20 protein-coding genes are annotated in these 21,300 nt (G+C 70.7%); 1 reads left to right on the forward strand and 19 read right to left on the reverse strand.

Annotated elements, in window-relative coordinates:
* From carB to sigJ, 9 genes are all read right to left on the reverse strand, one after another.
* The coding region (carB, locus tag VIP82_RS14985) for a carbamoyl-phosphate synthase large subunit (RefSeq protein ID WP_331909989.1) at positions 1 to 1,371 on the reverse strand (1,371 nt) is incomplete at its 3' end.
* A complete protein-coding gene (gene carA, locus VIP82_RS14990) occupies positions 1,371 to 2,528 on the reverse strand; it encodes a glutamine-hydrolyzing carbamoyl-phosphate synthase small subunit (protein WP_331909991.1) in 1,158 nt (385 codons plus the stop codon). The genes carB and carA, both read right to left, overlap by 1 nt.
* Positions 2,525 to 3,034 (reverse strand): PH-like domain-containing protein, encoded by a 510-nt coding sequence (locus tag VIP82_RS14995; RefSeq protein WP_331909993.1) that lies wholly within the window; start codon positions 3,032 to 3,034, stop codon positions 2,525 to 2,527. Before VIP82_RS14995 ends, carA begins: the two co-directional genes overlap by 4 nt.
* Positions 3,031 to 4,341: a dihydroorotase gene (locus VIP82_RS15000; RefSeq protein ID WP_331909995.1), complete on the reverse strand. Its 1,311-nt coding sequence runs from the start codon at positions 4,339 to 4,341 to the stop codon at positions 3,031 to 3,033. The genes VIP82_RS14995 and VIP82_RS15000 overlap by 4 nt, the downstream gene beginning before the upstream one ends.
* On the reverse strand, positions 4,338 to 5,351 hold the full coding sequence (locus VIP82_RS15005) for an aspartate carbamoyltransferase catalytic subunit (protein WP_331909997.1): 1,014 nt from the start codon (positions 5,349 to 5,351) through the stop codon (positions 4,338 to 4,340). Before VIP82_RS15005 ends, VIP82_RS15000 begins: the two co-directional genes overlap by 4 nt.
* A 10-nt stretch (positions 5,352 to 5,361) precedes the next feature.
* Positions 5,362 to 5,910, reverse strand: coding sequence for a bifunctional pyr operon transcriptional regulator/uracil phosphoribosyltransferase PyrR (gene pyrR / locus VIP82_RS15010; protein WP_414684688.1), 549 nt, complete (start codon positions 5,908 to 5,910; stop codon positions 5,362 to 5,364).
* Between the two features lie 122 nt (positions 5,911 to 6,032).
* A complete protein-coding gene (locus VIP82_RS15015; protein WP_331909999.1) occupies positions 6,033 to 6,569 on the reverse strand; it encodes a DoxX family protein in 537 nt (178 codons plus the stop codon).
* A gap of 173 nt (positions 6,570 to 6,742) precedes the next feature.
* Positions 6,743 to 8,317, reverse strand: coding sequence for a Rieske 2Fe-2S domain-containing protein (locus tag VIP82_RS15020; RefSeq protein ID WP_331910001.1), 1,575 nt, complete (start codon positions 8,315 to 8,317; stop codon positions 6,743 to 6,745).
* A 107-nt stretch (positions 8,318 to 8,424) separates the two neighbouring features.
* A complete protein-coding gene (sigJ, locus tag VIP82_RS15025) occupies positions 8,425 to 9,348 on the reverse strand; it encodes an RNA polymerase sigma factor SigJ (protein ID WP_331910003.1) in 924 nt (307 codons plus the stop codon).
* A gap of 65 nt (positions 9,349 to 9,413) precedes the next feature.
* On the opposite strand from sigJ, the gene VIP82_RS15030 reads away from it, so the two are divergent.
* Positions 9,414 to 10,373 carry an NAD-dependent epimerase/dehydratase family protein gene (locus tag VIP82_RS15030; protein ID WP_331910005.1) on the forward strand — a complete coding sequence of 320 codons (960 nt, stop codon included), beginning with the start codon at positions 9,414 to 9,416 and terminating at the stop codon, positions 10,371 to 10,373.
* Between the two features lie 45 nt (positions 10,374 to 10,418).
* Here the strand turns inward: VIP82_RS15030 and VIP82_RS15035 are convergent, their stop codons facing one another.
* The 10 genes from VIP82_RS15035 to mltG form a co-directional block, all read right to left on the reverse strand.
* Complete coding sequence (locus tag VIP82_RS15035; protein WP_331910007.1) at positions 10,419 to 13,694, reverse strand: DEAD/DEAH box helicase; 3,276 nt, start codon at positions 13,692 to 13,694, stop codon at positions 10,419 to 10,421.
* Between the two features lie 49 nt (positions 13,695 to 13,743).
* Entirely contained in the window at positions 13,744 to 14,154 is a 411-nt protein-coding gene (nusB, locus tag VIP82_RS15040) for a transcription antitermination factor NusB (RefSeq protein ID WP_308867280.1), read from the reverse strand.
* Positions 14,155 to 14,173: 19 nt separating this feature from the next.
* Positions 14,174 to 14,734, reverse strand: a complete 561-nt coding sequence (gene efp / locus VIP82_RS15045) for an elongation factor P (RefSeq protein WP_308867279.1) — start codon at positions 14,732 to 14,734, stop codon at positions 14,174 to 14,176.
* A gap of 129 nt (positions 14,735 to 14,863) precedes the next feature.
* Complete coding sequence (gene aroQ, locus VIP82_RS15050) at positions 14,864 to 15,322, reverse strand: type II 3-dehydroquinate dehydratase (protein WP_331910009.1); 459 nt, start codon at positions 15,320 to 15,322, stop codon at positions 14,864 to 14,866.
* 37 nt (positions 15,323 to 15,359) lie between these two features.
* Positions 15,360 to 15,908, reverse strand: coding sequence for a GNAT family N-acetyltransferase (locus tag VIP82_RS15055; RefSeq protein ID WP_331910011.1), 549 nt, complete (start codon positions 15,906 to 15,908; stop codon positions 15,360 to 15,362).
* 32 nt (positions 15,909 to 15,940) lie between these two features.
* Positions 15,941 to 17,017 carry a 3-dehydroquinate synthase gene (gene aroB / locus VIP82_RS15060; RefSeq protein WP_331910013.1) on the reverse strand — a complete coding sequence of 359 codons (1,077 nt, stop codon included), beginning with the start codon at positions 17,015 to 17,017 and terminating at the stop codon, positions 15,941 to 15,943.
* Entirely contained in the window at positions 17,014 to 17,592 is a 579-nt protein-coding gene (locus tag VIP82_RS15065; protein ID WP_331910015.1) for a shikimate kinase, read from the reverse strand. The genes aroB and VIP82_RS15065 overlap by 4 nt, the downstream gene beginning before the upstream one ends.
* Positions 17,576 to 18,805: a chorismate synthase gene (gene aroC / locus VIP82_RS15070; RefSeq protein ID WP_331910017.1), complete on the reverse strand. Its 1,230-nt coding sequence runs from the start codon at positions 18,803 to 18,805 to the stop codon at positions 17,576 to 17,578. Before aroC ends, VIP82_RS15065 begins: the two co-directional genes overlap by 17 nt.
* Positions 18,806 to 18,835: 30 nt before the next feature.
* Complete coding sequence (locus VIP82_RS15075) at positions 18,836 to 19,711, reverse strand: shikimate dehydrogenase (protein WP_331910019.1); 876 nt, start codon at positions 19,709 to 19,711, stop codon at positions 18,836 to 18,838.
* The gene (gene mltG / locus VIP82_RS15080) at positions 19,681 to 21,111 is read right to left on the reverse strand and encodes an endolytic transglycosylase MltG (RefSeq protein ID WP_331910021.1); all 1,431 of its coding nucleotides are present in this window, start codon (positions 21,109 to 21,111) and stop codon (positions 19,681 to 19,683) included. Before mltG ends, VIP82_RS15075 begins: the two co-directional genes overlap by 31 nt.
* Positions 21,112 to 21,300: the final 189 nt, after the last annotated feature.

The raw sequence follows: 21,300 nt of genomic DNA on the forward strand, positions 1-21,300 counted from the left end.
GTCGAAGACCTGCTCGAGCGTGACGTCACCGGTGGCGACGGCGCGCAGGGCCTGCTGGACCTGCACGAGGCGCTGCTCGGTCGGCCGCTCGATCTCCTTGAGCAGGGTGGCGAGCTCGTCGCCCGCCGGGGCGTCGCCGTCCCAGTGGAACTGGACGCCGCCCTTGTCGATGGAGCGCAGGGCCTTGCCGAGCGCCTCAGTGAAGTTGCGGCCCAGCGCCATGGCCTCGCCCACCGACTTCATGGTGGTGGTCAGGGTGTCGTCGGCGGCGGGGAACTTCTCGAACGCGAACCGCGGGACCTTGACCACGACGTAGTCGAGCGTGGGCTCGAAGCTCGCGGGGGTCACCTTGGTGATGTCGTTCGGGATCTCGTCGAGCGTGTAGCCGACGGCGAGCTTGGCCGCGATCTTCGCGATCGGGAAGCCGGTCGCCTTGGAGGCGAGCGCCGAGGACCGCGACACGCGGGGGTTCATCTCGATCACGATGATGCGCCCGGTGGCAGGGTCCACGGCGAACTGGATGTTGCAGCCGCCGGTGTCGACGCCCACCGCGCGGATGATGTCGATGCCGATGTCACGCAGCTTCTGGTATTCGCGATCGGTGAGTGTCAGCGCCGGGGCGACGGTGATCGAGTCGCCCGTGTGCACGCCGACGGGGTCGACGTTCTCGATCGAGCAGACGACGACCGTGTTGTCGGCGGTGTCGCGCATGAGCTCGAGCTCGTACTCCTTCCAGCCGAGGATCGACTCCTCGAGGAGCACCTCGTTGGTGGGCGAGTCGTGCAGGCCCGCACCGGCGATGCGCCGGAGGTCGGCCTCGTCGTACGCGAAGCCCGAGCCCAGGCCGCCCATCGTGAAGGAGGGACGGACGACGAGCGGGTAGCCGAGCTCGTCGGCGGCGGCGAGCACCTCGTCCATCGTGTGGGCGATCCGGGATGCCGCGACATCGGCGCCCGCGTCGAGCACGAGCTGCTTGAAGATCTGCCGGTCCTCGCCCTTGTTGATCGCCTCGAAGTCGGCGCCGATGAGCTCGACGTCGTACTTCTCGAGGATCCCGTGCTTGTGCAGGTCGATCGCGGCGTTGAGTGCCGTCTGGCCGCCCAGCGTCGGCAGGATCGCGTCGGGCTTCTCCTTCGCGATGATCGTCTCGATCACACGCCAGTTGATCGGCTCGATGTAGGTCGCATCGGCGAAGTCGGGGTCGGTCATGATCGTGGCCGGGTTCGAGTTCACCAGGATGACGCGCACGCCCTCCTCGCGGAGGACGCGGCAGGCCTGCGTGCCCGAGTAGTCGAACTCGCACGCCTGCCCGATGACGATCGGGCCGGAGCCGATGACCAGGACGGAGTTGATGTCGTCGCGCTTGGGCATTACTTCGCGGCCTTCTTCTCGAGGTTCGCGACGACGAGGTCGCGGAAGCGGTCGAACAGGTAGTTGGCGTCGTGCGGGCCGGCGGCGGCCTCGGGGTGGTACTGCACGGAGAACGCGGGGATGTCGAGGGCGCGCAGGCCCTCGACCACCTGATCGTTCAGCCCGACGTGACTGACCTCGATGCGCCCGTAGCCGTGGGGGCTGTCGAACTCGCCGTCCACCGGCGCGTCCACGGCGAACCCGTGGTTGTGGGCGGTGATCTCCACGCGTCCGGTCGACTTGTCGAGCACCGGCTGGTTGATGCCGCGGTGGCCGAACGGCAGCTTGTAGGTGCCGAGGCCGAGCGCACGGCCGAGCAGCTGGTTTCCGAAGCAGATGCCGAAGAACGGCAGCCCGTCGTCGAGCACGTCGCGCAGGAGGTCGACGTGGTCGCCCGACGCGGCCGGGTCGCCGGGGCCGTTCGAGTAGAAGACCGCGACCGGGTCGATCGCGCGGATCTGCTCGATCGTGACGTCCTGCGGCAGCACGTGCACGTCGAACCCGCGTGCCGCGAGGTTGTCGACGGTCGCCTGCTTGACGCCGAGGTCGAGCACCGCGAGGTTGCCGATGCGCTCCCCCGTCGCCTTCGTGACCTCGGCGGAAGCCACCGACACCTGTGCCGACAGGTTCTGGCCGGCCATCTGTGGCGCCTCGCGCACGAGTCGCAGCTGCTCCTCGGCGTCGATCGCCGCGGCCTCGCCCGAGAAGATCGCGCCGCGCATACTGCCGGCGGATCGGATGTGGCGGGTCACCGCGCGCGTGTCGATGCCGCTGATGCCGACGACGTCGTCCTTGACCAGCGCGTCGTCGAGCGACTCGTCGGCTCGCCAGTTGGAGACGACGCGCGAGGGGTCGCGCACGATGTAGCCCGACACCCAGATGCGACGCGACTCGGGGTCCTCGTCGTTCATGCCGGTGTTGCCGATGTGGGGCGCCGTCTGCAGCACGATCTGGCCCGCGTACGAGGGATCGGTGAGCGTCTCCTGGTAGCCGGTCATGCCGGTGGCGAAGACGACCTCGCCGATGGTGGTGCCGATGGCGCCGTACGCGCGTCCGACGTGGCGGGTCCCGTCCTCGAGCACGAGGACGGCAGGGGCTGTCTGGAAGAGGGAGGTCATGAATCGGTTCCCGTCTGGGTCGGGGGAAGGATGCCGGCCACAGCGTCCGCGAGGGCGCGGGCCGAGGCATCCTGAGGTCGGAAGTAGGTGTCGACGGTCGAGCCGGCGTCGGTGCGCCACGTCAGCCGGGTGAGGCCGCCGGCTTCGACGACGCGGTCGATCGCGACCGTGGACTGGCCGACGTCGACGATGCGGTCGGGAGTCAGCACGAACGGGTCCTGCCCGGTGAGGCCCACGGCGACGCCCTCGTCGGCGACGGTCACGGTCGCCTTGGAGCGGAACGCCATGCCCGGCGCCGCGATGCGCTCCAGCGGAGCGTCGCGCGCGGTCGTCGCGACGTACAGTGCGGCGAACGTGGCGCGCACGTGGGCGTCGGCGGGCAGCTCGCCCGGGTGGACCAGGGGCGTCGCATCGCGCCGCGTCCGCCGCCACCAGGCCCACGCCAGCACGCCGAGCAGCGCGATCGTGACGAGCACGATGACGCCGAGGGCACCTTCGCGCGTCATGCGCGCACCCCCGGTGCGTCCAGCAGGTCGCCGTCGGCGACGGTGACCGTGCCCCGGTGGAGCGTCCAGCGCACGTCACCCGGCAGCTCGCGCCCGAGGTACGGCGAGTTGACGCTCCGACCGCGCAGATCGTCGGTCGTGAAGGTGCGGCGCGGTGCCGGGTCGTAGAAGGCGAGGGATGCCGGCTGGCCCTCGGTGAGCGGGGTGCCGTGACCGGTCAGGCGGCCGATCCGCGCGGGCTCGCGCGACATCACCCGAGCGACGTCGCCCCAGGTGAGCAGTCCGGTGTCGACCATCGCCTGCTGCACCACGCGCAGCGCGCTCTCGAGCCCCACCATGCCGTTGGCCGCGGCGTGCCACTCGCACGCCTTCGCCTCGGTCGGATGCGGGGCGTGATCGGTCGCGACGATGTCGATGGTGCCGTCGGCGAGGCCCTCGCGCACTGCGAGCACGTCCTCCTCGCGCCGCAGCGGCGGGTTGACCTTGAAGCGGGCGTCGTAGTCGCGCACCAGCTCGTCGGTGAGGAGCAGGTGGTGCGGGGTCACCTCGGCGGTGACGTCGACGCCGCGGCGCTTGGCCCAGCGGATGATGTCGACCGAGCCCGCCGTCGAGAGGTGGCACACGTGCAGGCGTGAGCCGACGTGCTCGGCGAGCAGCACGTCGCGGGCGATGATCGACTCCTCGGCCACCGCCGGCCAGCCGGCGAGGCCCAGCTCGGCCGAGACCGCGCCCTCGTTCATCTGGGCGCCCTCGGTGAGCCGCGGGTCCTGCGCGTGCTGGGCGATCACGCCGTCGAACGCCTTCACGTACTCCAGCGCTCGCCGCATGATGAGCGGATCCCACACGCAGAAGCCGTCGTCGCTGAAGACGCGTACACGCGCCCGGGAATCGGCCATCGCGCCCAGCTCGGCCAGGCGTTCGCCCTTCTGGCCGACCGTGACCGCGCCGATCGGCTGCACCGTGACGAAGCCGGCCGCCTCGCCGAGGGCGAGCTCCTGCTCGACGACGCCGGCGGTGTCGGCGACGGGCGAGGTGTTGGGCATCGCGAAGACGGCGGTGTAGCCGCCCGCAGCCGCCGCGCGCGAGCCGGTCAGGATCGTCTCGGACGCCTCGTATCCGGGTTCGCGCAGGTGCGTGTGCAGATCCACCAGACCGGGCAGCATCACCAGACCGTCGACATCGACGACGGTCGCGCCCGCGCGGCTCAGGCCGGGGCCGATCTCGGCGATGACGCCGTCGTCGACGATCACGTCGGCGGCGGTGGATCCTTCGACGTATGCGCCGCGGAAGAGAAGGGTCTCGCTCATCGGGTGTTCTCCTTCTCTTCGCCGCCGGTGACCGGGGCGTCCGTCGCGGGTGTGGTCTCGGCTGCGCCGTGCTCCGCTCCTGCCAGCAGCAGGTAGAGCGCGGCCATGCGCATCGAGACGCCGTTCGCGACCTGCTCGAGCACCGTCGAGCGCGGCGAGTCCGCGGCTTCTGCGGAGATCTCCAGACCCCGGTTCATGGGTCCGGGGTGCATGACAATGCTATCCGCTCCGAGCGCCTGAAGGCGGCGTGCGTCGAGGCCCCAGCGGCGTGAATACTCCCGTTCAGTAGGGAAATATGCCGCATTCATGCGCTCCAGCTGGATGCGCAGCATCATGAGCGCGTCCGGGCCGGCCGCAATCGCCTCGTCCAGGTCGTACAGCACCCGGACGGGCCACCCGGACATGTCCTGCGGCACGAGGGTGGGCGGGGCGACGAGGGTCACGCGAGCGCCGAGGGTGTGAAGCAGCCAGACGTTCGAGCGGGCGACCCGCGAGTGCAGGACGTCGCCGACGATGGTGACCTTCACCCCGGCGAGGTCGCGGCCGCGGCTGTCGTCGCCGAATCGGCGTTTTCGGATCGTGAACGCGTCGAGGAGCGCCTGCGTGGGGTGCTCGTGGGTGCCGTCGCCGGCGTTGACCACTCCAGCGCTGATCCAGCCGCTGGTGGCGAGGGTGCGCGGCGCGCCGGAGGCGCCGTGGCGGATGACGACGGCATCCGCCCCCATCGCCTGGAGGGTCTGCGCGGTGTCCTGCAGCGACTCCCCCTTCGAGACGCTCGAGCCCTTCGCAGAGAAGTTGATCACATCGGCCGACAGGCGCTTGGCGGCCGCCTCGAACGAGATGCGGGTGTGCGTCGAGTCCTCGAAGAAGAGGTTCACGACGGTCTTGCCCCGAAGGGTGGGCAGCTTCTTGACCTCGCGCCGCTGCGTGTCGGCCATGTCCTCGGCCACATCGAGGATGCGCAGGGCGTCCGTGCGGGCGAGGGTCTGGGTGTCGAGCAGGTGCCTCATGAGCCGACCGTCACCGCCCCTCGATCGTGACGGCGTCCGCGCCGTCGGTCTCGTCGAGGCGCACGTTGACCCGCTCGTCGCGGGAGCTCGGCAGGTTCTTGCCGACGAAGTCGGGACGGATCGGCAGCTCGCGGTGCCCGCGGTCGACGAGGGTCGCCAGTCTCACGGCCGCGGGGCGGCCGATGTCCTGCAGAGCGTCGAGGGCCGCGCGGATGCTGCGCCCGGAGAAGAGCACGTCGTCCACCAGGACGACGACCTTGCCGTCGACCCCGCCCGGCGGGATCTGGGTGCGCTGCGGGGCACGGGTCGGATTGCGGTGCAGGTCGTCGCGGTACATCGTGACGTCGAGGGCGCCGATCGGGACGGGGACGCCGCCGAACTGCTCCACCAGCGCACCGATCCGACGCGCGAGGGTGACGCCGCGAGTGGGGATGCCGAGAAGAACCAGACCGTCGGGGCCTTTGTTGGACTCGAGGATCTCGTGGGAGATCCGAGTCAAGGCCCGGGCGATGTCGGCGCCGGTCATGACGGTGCGAGGCTGCACGGTGGGCGTGCTCATCCGCCGCTCCCTTCTCCGCCTCACAGGACGGGGTTAAAGGTTGCTGTGATCGTCGCCCAGTCTACGTCACGGCGAAGGCCGGCCCCGAATCGGGACCGGCCTTCATCGCGGTGCCGCCTCGGTCATCGCACGGCGGGTCCGCGCAGGACCCTGGAGGCGACGACGAGGGCAGCGGCGATCAGCACGACGTTCTTGAAGATGTACTGGCCGGTGAGCGTCGGACCGGCGGCGCCGAAGACCTCGGCGGGCAGGAGCACCACCGGAGAGAGGATGCCGACGAACGCGAGCGCGAGCACCGCGAGGCCGATGCGGGCGAACGAGCCGCCGGCGATCAGGAGCGCTCCCGCCGCGACCTCGATCAGCGCGGTGGCGATGAGCGCCGCCTGCCCGCTGACGAGTCCGAAGGTCAGCTTCTCCCACGTGAGGCTGACGAGCTCCTCGACCGGGCTGACGCCCGGAAAGAACTTCAGGGCCCCGAAGACGACGAAGACGCCTCCCAGGGCGATGCGCAGGGCCGGGATGCTCCAGCGCTGCAACGCGACCTTCACGGCCGCTTCGGTGCGCGCCTCCCATGACAGGAGGGCGCGGAGCGGGGCGGGACGACGGGTGGATGCGGGGACGACGACGCCGGCGGCGCCGCGGACGGGAACAGTGGTCATGGCGTGACTCCTTCGGTTCTGATCGCCCGCGATCGCGGGCACGGTGATCAGGATTCCGACGGCCGCGCGATGATACGGATCCGGCACGGATTGGCGCTCGGAGTACACATCTCCCGGCACAGAAGCGCCGTCTCGTTGTCGAAGATCTACAACAAGACGGCGCTTCGGGTGGGTCAGGCCGCGGGCGTGGTCGCCTCGCGGTACAGCGCGCCCTCCACCTGGGACGCGCGGATCGGGTGACCCTGGCTGGTGAGGCACTTACCGCTCGCGAGATCCCATTTCCAGTCGTGGAGGGAGCACGTCAGGACTCCGTCCTCGATCTTGCCGGTCTTGGTGAGATCCGCGCGGAGGTGCGGGCAGCGGCGCTGCACGAGCCAGTCGCCGAGCTGAGCGTCCTCGGTCTGATCCGTCTGCTCCGCGTACCAGTTCTCGACGTACTCGATGCGGTCGCGCGACAGGCACTTGAGGAACGTGGTCAGGAACTCGTTGAACTTGCCGCTGCGCCCCACCTCGAACTGCATCGACAGGAAGATCGAGTTCGACCAGTCGATCTCGTGGTCCGCGATGTTGGTCGAGACCAGGTCCGCGGGGATCGTGTACCAGTAGATGCACTCGTCGTCGGCGTACTCGCGGACCTTCGCCTTCGGGAAGTCCACCACCATGTCGAGGTCGCCGATGCGGAAGCGCACGACGCCGCCCACTCCGTTGCGGATCGTGCGAGCGCGCCGGAGCAGCGGCTCCCACCACTCCTTGATGGCGGCGAGCATCTCGTCGGGCGGCAGCACGGCCGCGCGCGACGCCTCTTCCGCGCGGATCTCGTCCTGACGGGAGTCGCGCTGCTCGGCCAGGTACGACCACTTGTCGTCGAAGATGCGGTCGATCTCGGCATCCGTGTACAGGGTCTGCGTGATCGAGATCTCACCGCCGTTCAGCTCGACGACCGTCCCCGGCAGGAACTCGTAGCTCTTCTGGTCGGGACGCAGCTCCTTCATGTGCTGGAGGAACTGCCGCTGGTCGGTGAAGATCGCGTCGCCGTCGAGACCGTAGCCGTTGTACTTGAACAGCTCCTCGCGCAGGAACATCGGCGGACCGGCCATCGGGAAGACGTGCTCGGCATCGACCTTCTCGATGTAGTACATCGCGCGCTTGTTCTGCGCGTCGCGCTTGAGCTTCGCGAAGTTCTGCTTCGCGTCCTGGGGCAGGTCGTAGACCATCGGCCACCAGATGGCGCCCGAGACCTGCGTGAAGTACGCCTCGGGCTTGGAGAAGCCCAGCAGCTTCTCGAGGTCGAGCGGGTGCGAGTCGTTCTGGTTCAGAATGCTGGCGGTGCCGTCGTCGACGCTCAGGGACGAGTCGCCGATCGGCCCGTCGCTCGGGGCGCGCAGTGGGGTGACCATCACCTTGAGGTCGCCGAAGTCGAGGGGAACGCCCGCCTGGGTGAAGACGATGTTGTCGTAGCCGAGCGCCCGGAGATCCTGCTCGAGGTCGTCCGTGGGGTATTCCGGAAGCAGCACCCTGATGCTCTTCGGAACGAAGCGCTGCATGAGCGCCGGGTCGAAGTGATCACGGTGGCGGTGCGAGATGTACAGGAAGTCCGCGTTGCCGTACTTCTGCCAGTCGAGTCCGCGGTTGTCGGGGAACGGGAACCACGACCCGAAGAAGGTCGGGCCGATCACCGGGTCGCAGAGGATGCTTCCTCCCGCCGTCTCGATGAACATTCCGGCGTGGCCGAGGCCCGTGATGCGCATGGGACTCCTCCCGTATCCAGCAGTCGAACGAACCAGATGAGTCTAGGCGAGGCGCACCGGGGGTGCCCGACGACCCGGCCGTGGAAAAGTCCTCCGGCGGCGTCCGCTCAGGCGGTCGGGCGTCCCGGCTCGTCCCGGAGCAGGGCGAACAGGTCGCCGACCGGTGCGAGATGCTGCAGCTTGTCGGGGTTCAGCTGGTTCGCGAGCGCGCGGATCCGCCCGTCCTCCACGTGGAGAGTCAGCACCGACAGCGTCGCGCCGTCGGCCCCGCGGAAGCGCACCGCGTGCTCCGCGTTCGCGATGGCGGGCTCCACGCCGACCCCGAGCACCACGCCGCGGCGCATGAGGCCGATCAGGAACCGCGCGACCGCGACGTCGCCGGTCATGGGCCGCTGGATCGCGGGCGCCTTGCCGCCGCCGTCCGCGGTGAACACCACATCGTCCGACAGCACCCGCACGACGCCGTCCACGTCGCCGTTGCGCAATGCCTGCAGGAACTCGCCCACCAGGCGCGCGGCATCCGCGTCGTCCGCATCGAACCGCGCGGCACCGGCGGTCACGCGCGCCCGCGCACGGTGCATGATCTGCCGGCACGCCGCAGGATCGCGTTCGACGATCCCGGCGATCTCGGTGTAGTCGAACCCGAGCGCCTCGCGCAGCACGAAAACCGCGCGCTCCACCGGGCCCAGGCGCTCGAGCATCGTGAGCACCGCGACCGACACCGTCTCGTCCTGCTCGATGCGGTGGGCCGGATCAGTGTCATCGGCAAGCAGCGGCTCCGGGAGCCAGGGGCCGACATACACCTCGCGGGTGCGATGCGCCGATCGCAGTGCGTCGATCGAGAGCCGCGTGGCCACCGTCGACGCGAACGCATCGGGGCGCTCGATCTGGTCGCCACCGCGCGTGCGCTCATGGATCCGCAGCATGCCCGTCTGCACGACATCCTCCGCGTCGGAGACGCTGCCGAGCATGCGGTAGGCGATCGAGAACATGAGCGGACGAAGCGTCGGCGCTTCGACGGCGAGATCCATGACCCCGAGCCTGTCACACGGCGGCGGCCTCATCCGTCGAAGGGGGTGGAGAGAGGAGAACGATCATGAGGATCTTCATCGCAGGCGGCACGGGTGCGGTCGGTTCGCGGCTGGTGCCGCTGTTCGCCGCTGCTGGCCACGAGGTGACGGCGACTTCCCGGACCGCGGAGGGAACGCGGCGGATCGACAGCGCGGGCGGGCGCGGAGTGATCATGGACGGCCAGGACGCGGCATCCATCCGCCGCGCCGTGATCGAGGCGCAGCCCGACGTGCTCGTGCACCAGCTCACGTCGCTGGCCGCCGGCTTCGACTTCAAGCGGTTCGACGAGGTGTTCGCCGTCACGAACGAGCTGCGCACGCGCGGGACGGACGCACTCATCGCCGCGGCGCAGGAGGCGGGCACCGGCCGCATCGTCGTGCAGAGCTACACCGGGTGGACCAACCCGCACTCGGGCTCGGCGGTGAAGACGGAGGAGGACCCGATCGACCCCGACCCGGTCCCTGCGGCGAGGAAGACGCTCGCCGCGATCGCGCACGCGGAGCGGGCGACCGTCGACGCCGGCGGACTCGCGCTGCGCTTCGGCAGCTTCTACGGCCCGGGTCAGGCGCTCGGAGCGGGCGGCGAGATGCTCGAGGCGGTGCGCAAGCGCCAGGTCCCCATCGTCGGTCGCGGAGGCGGAGTGTGGTCTTTCTGCCACATCGACGACGCGGCCGCGGCGACGGTGGCCGCCGTGACGCGGGGTGCGGCAGGGGTGTACAACATCGTGGACGACGATCCCGCAGCGGTCTCGGACTGGCTGCCCGAACTCGCGCGCGCGGTCGGCGCCAAGCAGCCGCTGCGGGTGCCGGCCTGGATCGCCCGCACGCTCCTCGGCGAGTTCGGGGTGGCATGGATGACCACCGCGCGCGGCTCGTCGAACGCGAAGGCCAGGGACGCGCTGGGCTGGGCGCCGCAGTATGCGAGCTGGCGCGAGGGCTTCCGCACCGGACTCGGCGTCGACCCGGTGGACGCCCCGTCGCGCTGACCGCGCCGCTGACCTGCTGCATCGATGCCGCACGCCGGCGGGCGGCTACTCGTCGAACAGCCCGCGGATGTCGTCGGCGGTGAGCGCCCGGCCGAACAGGGCGTCGTCGTCCATCACCGACCGGAACAGGCGCGCCTTGCGCTGCTGCAGCGCCATCACCTTCTCCTCGATGGTGCCGCTGGCGATGAGGCGGTACACCATGACGCTGCGATGCTGGCCGATGCGGTGCGCGCGGTCGACCGCCTGCGCCTCGGCGGCGGGGTTCCACCAGGGGTCGAGCAGGAACACGTAGTCCGCCTCGGTCAGCGTCAGGCCGAAGCCGCCCGCCTTGAGGCTGATGAGGAACACCGGCGCCTCTCCCCCGCGGAAGGCCTCGACGGCGGCATCGCGATCGCGCGTCGACCCGTCGAGATACGCGTACGGGATGCCGCGCTCCTCGAGCTTGGCCGACACCAGGCCGAGGAACGACGTGAACTGACTGAACACGAGTGCGCGGTGCCCCTCGGCGAGGGCTTCGTCGAGCTGCTCGAACAGGGCGCCCAGCTTGCTCGGCGCGATGTGGGCGTGGGCCGGATCGACGAGCTCGGGGGCGAGGCTGAGCATGCGCAGCAGGGTCAGGGAGCGGAACACGATGAAGCGGTTGCGGTCGAGGTCTTCGAGCAGCCCCAGCACCTTCTGGCGCTCGCGCTGCAGGACGGTGTCGTAGAGGGCCCGGTGGGCGGCGCCCAGCTCGATGCGCACCTCCTGCTCCTGCTTGGCCGGCAGGTCGGCCGCGACCAGCTCCTTCGTGCGTCGCAGCACGAGGGGACGCATGCGGCGCCGCAGGCGTGCGAGACGGCCGGCGCGATAGGCGCCGCCCTCCTGGTTCTCGGGCACCTTGCCCTTCTCGATAGGACCGACGTACTCCTCGCGGAACCGGCGGGCCGACGGGAACAGCCCGGGCGCTGTGAGCGACAACAGCGCCCACAGCTCGGTGAGGCTGTTCTCGAGCGGCGTGCCGGTGACGGCGAAGACGACGTCCGCCCGCAGGTCGCGTGCCGCCCGGTACGCCTTCGTCTGGCTGTTCTTGACGAACTGCGCCTCGTCCAGGATGAGGCCCGCCCACGTCACGCGTCCGAACTCGGCCTCGTCCAGGCGCAGCAGCGTGTACGACGTGACCACGATGTCGGCGGAGGCCGCGGCATCCGTCACCGTCGTTCCCCGCTTCGCGCGCGTCGCGTCGACGACGGCGACACGCAGATCGGGCACGAACCGCGCCGCCTCGCTGCGCCACGTCGACAGCACGGACGTCGGGGCGACCACCAGGAAGGGGCGCTCCTCGTCGCGCTCGCGAGCGTGCGCGACGAGGGCCAGCAGCTGCAGCGTCTTGCCGAGACCCATGTCGTCGGCCAGGATGCCGCCGAGCCGGTGCTGCCACAGGAAGGCCAGCCAGTCGTAGCCGACCCGCTGGTACGGGCGCAGGTCCGCCTGCAGTCCAGACGGGAGCGGAGTGGCGGGGACCCCGTCGGCGTCACGGAGCGCCTCGACCGTGGCGCGCCACGAGACGGCGGGCTGCGCCTCGTCGGCGAGATCCTCGAAATCCGCCCACAGGGCGGTCTGGTACCGGCTGATGCGGGGCCCGGTCTCCCATTCGTCGAGCTCTCCGGCCTCGTCGATGAGGTCGCGCAGCCGGTGCAGCGAAGGGTGCGAGAGTGAGAAGTACGCGCCGTCGCTGAGCATGATCTTCTTGCGGCCGCGAGAGAGAGCGGTGAACAGGGTTCCGAACGGGATGCGGCGGCCGTCGATCGTCACGACGACGCCCAGGTCGAACCAGTCGGCGTCGGTCGTCTCGACCGAGGTGATGTCGATCCGGGGGTCGCCCGAGAGCTCGCGGTACGGCGGACGCTCGCCCGAGATCTCGACGCGGACGTCCTCGTCGGCTTCGAGGAGCGGCAGCAGCTGCGACGCGAACTCCGCGGCATCCAGCCCCGCGAGCGAGCCCGCGGCGGCGAAGTCCACGGGGGCGTGATCCCGCCACATCGACTCGACGCGGCCGCGGATCGCCGCTTCTGCCGCCGGGTCACGGTCGTCGTCGTCGGTCGCGTCGAGCCCCCGCGGCACGGCGTCGCCGTAGCGCCACGACAGCGTGTAGACGAGCCGGTGGCTCGGTTCGAACCTGACCAGCAGCACCAGCTGCGGCCGAGGCGGCGGCGCGACATCGAGACCCGGCGCGTCGATCTCCAGGCGCCGTGCGAGGCGGGGCAGGTGGTCGCGGACGAACTCGTCGGCCTCTTCGGACGGGACCGTCACGGCCTCGCGCGCGGTGAGGAGCGCGGGCACCGGGTCGGGCAGCGCGACGGCGGCCAGCACCAGATCGATGCGCTCACGGTGCACCGTGAAGCGGTAGACGCCCGTGCGTCCGACCGGGCGCAGGGTGGCGCCATGAGCCTGCTCGCCGTCGATCGTGACGACGGGCACGACTTCGAGGCCGCGTGCGGTGCGCTGCGCCTGCACGGCGACGGTCGCCGTGGACGCCAGGGCGACGGTGTTGCTGCGCTTCGTCGGGACGAACGGGATGCCCCGCTCCGCAGCGGCGGCCAGGTGCGGCCAGAGGAGGCTCGACTCGATGTCGTCGAGCGTCAGCCACTCCGACACGTCGGAGAAGGCGCCGAACGAGCGGACGTCGCGGCCGATGCTGTGCAGCTCGGCGAACCAGCGGGCCTGGGCGGGGTCGTACACGGTCGTCGGTCGACGCAGGGCATCCCACGACACGCCGCCCTTGATCCAGGCGTCGGAGCGGCCGGAGCGCTCGAGAGGACGCAGGCCCACCAGCACATCGACGCCGTGCTGATGGAGGCCACGGGGCGTGGCCGACTCGACGCGGGCCGGCGCCCAGGCCGATGCCCCGCGACGGACGCGCTGGCGCAGCTCGACGCCGAGGGCGAGCGGCGTGTGCGCCCGCGCCGCCGGCGCCGGCGTGGCGAAGACGGCTCGCCATGACGATCCCTCGGCTTCGGCCGGTGCGGATGCCGCCAGCCGGTTGGCGGCGAGCAGCGTCGCCACCGTGTGCTTGCAGTCGAACTGCACCGGGCACGTGCAGGACGTCGCGGCGATGGGGTGGTCCACCCGCTGCGGGTCGAGCCGCACACGGCAGCGGTAGCTCCGGCCGGCGCTGCCGGCGACGACGGCCTCGATCACGAGGGAGACCGGGTCCCACTCGAGCCGCTCGACGGCGCCGTCCGCGAAGTACGCGGCACCGCGCTCGTACGTGCCGCTGTCGGTGTGGCGGCGGATGTGCCCGGGATCGACGAACGGCGGGAGTCCGGCGGACGGCGGGGTCACGGCATCCATCCTGCCAAAGCGCGCCGACACCGCGGCGAGCGTGCGGTGATCAGCCGGCGCGGGCGATCCGGGCGAGGACGCCGTGGACGAACGGGCCGGACTCGTCGGTCGAGAACTCCTTGACGAGCTCGACCGCCTCGTCGATGGCAACGGCGGTGGGCACCTCGTCGTTGTAGAGGATCTCCCACGCGCCGATGCGCAGCACGGCACGGTCGACCGCGGGCATGCGCGCCAGCGTCCAGTCCTTGGCGAACGTGGTGATCTGCTCGTCGATGGCGTCCTGGTTGTCGATCACGCCGTCGACGATCTCACGGGCGTACAGCCACGAGGCCTGGCGGGCGGGCTCGTTCGCGGCCCGCTTCGCCTCGGCGGCGAGGACGGTCGCCGGCGCATCGCCGCGGACGTCGGCCTGGAAGAGGATGTCGAGCGCGCGCTTGCGCGCCTTCGTACGGGCACTCATCGGTCAGCGGCCGCCGACCTCAGTTGACGCGGCCGAGATAGTCGCCGGTGCGCGTGTCGACCTTGACCTTGGTGCCCGTCTCGACGAAGAGCGGGACCTGGATCTCGTAGCCCGTCTCGACGGTCGCGGCCTTGGTCCCCGCCGAGGAGCGGTCGCCCTGCAGGCCCGGCTCGGTGTACGTGATCTCGAGGATGACCGATGCGGGCAGCTCGACGTAGAGCGGGTTGCCGTTGTTCAGCGCGATCTGCACCTGCTGGTTCTCGAGCAGGAAGTTGGCGGCATCGCCGACGGTGGCGGCGCCCACGTTGATCTGGTCGTAGTCGGCGACATCCATGAAGACGAAGTTGTCGCCGTCGTTGTACAGGTACGTGAAGTCGCGGCGGTCGACGTTCTCGATGTCGATCTTCGCGCCCGCGTTGTAGGTGCGGTCGACGACCTTGCCCGAGACCACGTTCTTGAGCTTCGTGCGGACGAATGCGCCACCCTTGCCCGGCTTCACATGCTGGAACTCGATGACGTTCCAGAGCTGACCGTCGATGCTGAGGACGACGCCGTTCTTGATGTCTGCGGTGGATGCCATGAGGGTGCGAATCCGTTTCGTTGTGGTGAGCGCGGCGTGAAGTGAGAGGCGGTCGCTGCCCTTCCACAAGCTCAGGGACCGGCGGCGCCGACGTTCGATTCTACGGGATGCCTGGTCCCGGCCGATTCGTCAGCCTTCGGCCTGCCCGGTGAGGATGTCGATGAGACGCCCGACGGCCGTCGCATAGCCGGCCACGCCCTCGCCGATCACGTGCACCAGGGCGACGTCGGCGACGTAGGAATGATGACGGAATTCTTCCCGTGCCTTCACGTCGGAGATGTGGACCTCGGCGACAGGAAGGCCGACGCCCGAGAGAGCGTCGCGCAGCACGACGGACGTGTGGGTGAGCCCGCCCGGATTGATCACGATGCCGGCGCAGTCCTCCCTTGCCGCGTGGATAGCGTCCAGGAGGACGCCCTCGTGGTTGCTCTGCACGGCCCTCACCTCGAAGCCGCGACGGGCAGCGGCATCCGTCGTCACCTGCTCCACGTCGGCGAGAGTCGCCGTGCCGTAGATGTCGGGTTCGCGGGTGCCCAGGAGATTGAGATTGGGTCCGTTGACGAGCAGCAGGCGGCGGGGCGTGGTCATGGTCGCACGATAGCAGCGGGCCGCGACGGCATGCCGGTCACGGAAGCGGTCGCGCCATGACGATCTCGGGCCCGATGGAGCTCGAGAACGTCTCGCCGGTGGGCGTGAACCCCGCGCGTCTGTAGGCGCCCTGGGCACGATGGTTGTCGCGATGCACGTCGAGGGAGATCCGGTCGAGACCGAGGCCCGCGGCCCATTCTGCCGCCGCAGCGAGCAGGGCGTCGACCGCACCGGAGCCGCGGTGGGCGGGATTCACGTACACGCCCACGACATCCGCTCTGCGGTCGTCGACGAACCGGCCGGCGTGATCCTTCTGTCCGGTGGCGCGGATCAGCACCGAGAGGCTGCCGACCCAGACGTCGTCGACCACCGCGACGAACTGCGCCGCGGTCTCGCTGGTCGCAGCGGTCTGCGTCCGCTCCCGCCAGAAGTCGTCGCCGCGCGCGGTGACCTGCTCGGGGGTCTCGAGGAACGCGATCCCCGCGTCGGGGTCGCTCGTGGACTCCAGCCGCAGCGCGCGGACCGCGTGCCATTCGTCGGAGCGGATGCGGCGCACCGCGAGGCGAGGGTCGGGCGAAGCCATCATCCGAGCACCCTATCGGGGCGATCGGCGCGTCGTCAGCCCGCGACCTCCTGGTACGCGGCGAAGAGCAGCGATTCGTCGGGCGCCTGGAGCACGGTGGGCTTGGCGATGTCGTCGAGCACGATGAAGCGCAGCATGCCGCCACGGCTCTTCTTGTCGCGCTGCATGGTCGCCAGCAGCGTCGGCCAGCGTCCTGCGCCGTAGGTCGTCGGCAGGCCGAGCGAGTCCAGGATGTCGCGGTGGCGCTGCGCGGCGGCATCCGGGAGCCGACCGGCCAGCCGCGACAGCTCGGCGGCGAACACCATGCCGACCGAGATCGCGGCGCCGTGGCGCCAGCGGTAGCGCTCGGCGTGCTCGATGGCGTGGCCCAGGGTGTGGCCGTAGTTGAGGATCTCCCGCAGGCCCGCCTCGCGCAGGTCCTCCCCCACGACGCGCGCCTTCATCTCGATGGCGAGCTCGATGGTGCGACGGAAGGCGGCGCTCTGCGGGTCGACCGCGGTCTCGGGATCGGCCTCGACGAGATCGAGGATCTCGGGTGCCCAGATGAATCCGGCCTTGACGACCTCGGCGTAGCCCGCAACGCGTTCGTTGCGCGACAGCGAGTCGAGCAGGTCGAGGTCGCAGATGACGGCTCGGGGCGCCCAGAAGGCGCCCACGAGGTTCTTGCCCTCCGCGGTGTTGACGCCGGTCTTCCCCCCGACGGCCGCGTCGACCATGCCGAGCACGGTGGTCGGCACCTGCACCACCTCGACGCCGCGCAGCCACGTCGCTGCGACGAAGCCGGCGAGATCGGTGACCGCTCCCCCGCCGAAGCCCACGACGACGTCGGTACGGGTGAAGTCGGCCTTCCCCATGACCTGCCAGCAGAACGCGGCGACCTCGATGCGCTTTCCCGCCTCCGCGTCGGGGATCTCGGCGAGCAGCACCTCCCTGTCGCCCACCAGCTGGGCGCGGAGGCGCTCCGCCTGGGCCGCGAGGGTCGGCGGGTGGATCACGAGCACCTTGCGGGCGGCCGCGGGCAGTGCCTCGCCGAGGGCGGACAGGATGCCGTGGCCCACGGTGATGCCGTAGCTCGCGTCCCCGCTCACGGTGATTGTCGTGGCATCCGTCATGGCGTCTGCTCCTTCTGGCGTGGTTTCCTGTCTCCGGATCGGGCAGGATCGGCCGGGTCGCCGGTCTGGCCGCGCACCCAGGCGACCAGGGCGTCGACGACGTCCTGCAGCGGGCCGGTAGACGTGTCGAACGTCACGTCCGCGAGCTCTTCGTAGACCGGGCGGCGCTCTTCGAAGATCGCCGTCCAGCGCTCGATCGCGTCATCGCCGCCCTGCAGGAGCGGCCGGTTCGAGTCGCGCACCCGCCCCGCCACCACGCGCGGCGACACGGTGAGGAGGACGACGCGGTGGCCGGCGAGCTCGGCGCGCGTGTCGGGATCCATGACGGCCCCGCCGCCCAGCGAGACGACGCCGCCGGTGGCGAGTCCCTCGCTGACGGCAGCGCGCTCGGCCGCGCGGAAGCGCGCCTCGCCCTGCTCGACGAACAGCTGCTCGATGGGTCCGTGGTCGCGCACCACCGCGGCATCGGTGTCGAAGAAGGGCACCCCGAGTGCGCGTGCGGCCTTCTTGCCGATGCTGGTCTTGCCGGCCCCCATCGGACCGATCAGCACGACGGCGTCAGAGTGCGAGGTCATGCTCGGCGAGGCCGGCGTCGCTCTCGGCCGCACTGCGCAGCGCGTCGGGGATGGCGGCGAGGTAGCCCTCGAGGTTGCGGCGCGTCTCGGTGACGCTGTCGCCGCCGAACTTCTCCAGCACGACCTCGGCCAGCACCACGGCGACCATCGCCTCCGCGACGACGCCCGCCGCCGGCACCGCGCACACGTCGGAGCGCTGGTGGTGCGCCGACGCGGCGTCCCCCGTCGCGACATCCACGGTGCGGAGGGCCCGCGGCACGGTCGCTATCGGCTTCATGCCGGCGCGCACGCGCAGCACGGTGCCGGTCGACATGCCGCCTTCAGTGCCGCCCGCCTTGTCGCTCGAGCGCGTGATGCCGTCGCCCGCCACGAACAGCTCGTCGTGGGCGGCCGAGCCGCGGCGGCGCGTGGTCTCGAAGCCGTCACCGACCTCCACACCCTTGATGGCCTGGATGCTCATGAGCGCCTGCGCGAGCTTGGCGTCGAGGCGGCGGTCCCAGTGCACGTGCGAGCCGAGTCCCGGAGGCAGGCCGTAGGCCAGCACCTCGACGATGCCGCCGAGCGTGTCGCCGTCCTTGCGGGCGTCGTCGACCTCGGCCACCATGGCCGCGCTCGTGGCGGCGTCGAAGCAGCGCAGCGGATCGGCGTCGAGCGCCTCGACATCGTCGGGCGTGGGCAGCGCCGAGCCTGCGGGAACCTGCACCGGGCCGATCGAGAGCGTGTGGCTGACGAGACGGATGCCGAGCTCGGCCAGGAACGCGCGCGCGAGGGCGCCGAGCGCGACGCGGGCGGCCGTCTCGCGGGCGCTCGCTCGCTCGAGGATCGGCCGGGCCTCGTCGAACCCGTACTTCTGCATGCCGACGAGGTCGGCGTGGCCCGGACGCGGGCGCGTGAGCGCGGCGCCGCGGCCGCGGGACTTCTCGGTGAGCTCGACCGGCTCTGGGCTCATGACCTCGACCCACTTGGGCCATTCGGTGTTGCCGATGCGCAGGGCGATGGGGCTGCCGAGGCTCGTGCCGTGCACGACCCCCGACGAGATGGTCAGCTCGTCCTCTTCGAACTTCATGCGCGAGCCGCGGCCGTAGCCGAGCTTGCGGCGCGCGAGATCCGCCTGGATCGCGGCGCGGGAGATGGGGACGCCCGCAGGCAGGCCCTCCATGACGGCGACGAGTTCGGGGCCGTGCGATTCGCCGGCCGTGAGCACGCGGAGCATTGGTCCAGTCTCCCACGCCCCGGGCCGCCGTTACGCCGTCGTGGGCTGCTCGAGCGCGCGGCGCATCGCCTCCAGCGACTCGGCCTCGTTCGAGAGCGGTGCGTCCGGGTCGCCGTTGCGGAAGATCCGGACCTGCAGCAGTGCCTGGTGCAGCAGCATGCCGAGCCCCGAACGCGCGACGCGGTCCGCTCGATCCCACGCGGCCGACAGCGCGGTGGGCCAGTGCCCGTAGACGACATCGAGCAGGAGGCCGCCGGAGCGTGCGAGCGCGTCAGCGACGGCATCCGTCACCGGAGCATCGCCCGGCAGCGTCGCGATGGTGAGCTCCACGGCGCCGTGATCAGGTGCGGTGAACGGGGCGGTCCGCACCGCGATGCCGAGTCGACCACCGAGCTCGGTCAGCGGCGCCACCGCCTCGGGCCGGCGCGCGACCACGTCCACCTTCGCGACCCCGAGCTCGGAGAGCGCGACGAGGGCGGAGGTCGCCGTGGCACCGGCGCCGATGATGCGGGCCCGCTCGAGCGTCGTGATGCCGTCGTCGGCGAGGGCGCGCACGATGCCGCCGACGTCGGTGTTGAAGCCGCGCGGTCCGGCGGGGTCGAGCAGCAGCGTGTTGACGGCGCCGGTCAGGTCGGCCCGGCGGTCGCGGGTGGATGCCGCCGCGAAGGCGACGCCCTTCAGCGGCATCGTGAGCGACAGGCCGCGCCAGCTGTCGTCCAGGTCGGCGAACTCGCCCGCGAACGACGCCTCGTCGACGCGGCGCAGCCCATACGACCACTCCAGACCGAGTACGGCGTATGCCGCGGCGTGCAGCTGGGGCGAGCGGCTGTGCGCGATGGGATCGCCCCAGACCTCCAGACGCGTCGCGTGCGGGCTCAGCACCCCGAGTCCGGGTGTTCGCCGCACCACTGCTGCCACTGGTCCACGTACTCCAGGTGTTCGCTGTAGGTGCTCGTGAAGACGGTCTCGCCCGTGTCGAGGTTGACCGTCACGAAGTACAGCCACGGGCCGTCCGCCGGATGCATGGCGGCGTCGATCGCGACGTCGCCCGGGTTGGAGATCGGACCGATCGGCAGCCCCGTGTGGTAGTACGTGTTCCACGGGTTCGGGTCGTTCAGCGCCTCTTCGGACGAGCTCACCGTGCCGTCGTGCATCTCGCCGAAGCCGTACTGCGCCGTCGAGTCCATCTGCAGCTTGCCGAAGGTCTCCTGGTTGCCGGGGTCGAGGCGGTTCAGGATGACGCGAGAGACCTTCTGCATGTCGGCCTCGTAGCGCGCCTCGCGCTGGATGATCGAGGCGATCGTGAGGATCCGCTGGCGGTCCTCGACGGGAACGCCTGCCGCGTCGAGGGACTGCACCGTGCGGTCGACGAGGGTCTTGATCGCGGACTGCGCGGTGACGCTGGGGTCGAACGTGTACGTCGCCGGGAACAGCCAGCCTTCGAGCGGCTGCCCCCCTGTCGCGACGATCGCCGGATCGACCGGGACGCCGTAGGCAGACGGGTCGGCGGCGGCAGCCTGCAGATCGGCGAGCGGGATGCCGGTCCCCTCGGAGATCCGCTCGAGTGTGCCGTCGACGGTGTAGCCCTCGGGGATCTGCGCGGTGAACTCCTGCCGGTTCGCCGAGTCCATGAGGGCGGCGAGGGCGGCCTCGGACGTCATCTGCTTCTGCAGCTTGTACACGCCCGGCTGGAACGTGGGGTTCTGACCGGTCTCGATCAGGTAGTCGTAGAACGCATCCGGGGTCTTGATCACGCCGGCGTCGTAAAGCGCCTGCGAGATCGGCTGACCGGTGAACCCCGATTCGATCGTGATGGTGGTCTCGCCGTTGGCGAGGCCCTCTTCGAAGTCCTTGGGCTCTTCCCAGCCCATGACCTCGCGGATCTTGTCCTCGTACGTGTTCCACACGTAGTACGCGCCGCCGGCGATGCCGCCGAGGATCAGCAGCACGACGCCGAGCGCGATCCATCCGCCGATGCGGCGGCGCTTCTTGTCCTTCGGTGGCACGTATCCGATGTCGTCCGTGGAGGTGGAGCCGTCGAACAGCTGGTCGAGCGTGGCCGTGGTCGGACGCTCGGAGGTCTGCTTGGGCTCCTCGTCGGACAGCGTCGCGGTGCGCGTCGCCGCCGCGGAGACTGTCGTCGTCGCCGCATTGCGACTGTAGGGCATCGCGGGCATCGTGTCGCCCGAGAAGAGCCATGGGTCGTTCTCGGGAGTCGACTCGATGTCGGGGCGGTACGGACGCGGGGTGCGCAGCGGCACAGGCTGGAAGCCACTGCCCGGTGTGTCGGCTGCTGCTGTGTCCACAGCGGGCGTGGCGACAGCGGCGGGCGGCGGCGCGGTGGAACCGCTCCCGACGACGGGAGTGGAGCCGGTGATGAGCGACTCCCACGTGGCTGCGGGCTCCGCGGGCGCCGGGGTCGCCGGTGCGGGCGCCGGCGTCGTCGGCGTCATCCCCGGTGCCGTCGGCGTCGCACCTGTCGCGGCCCGCTTCGC

The sequence above is a fragment of the Microbacterium sp. genome (assembly GCF_036566905.1).
GTDB lineage: Bacteria > Actinomycetota > Actinomycetes > Actinomycetales > Microbacteriaceae > Microbacterium.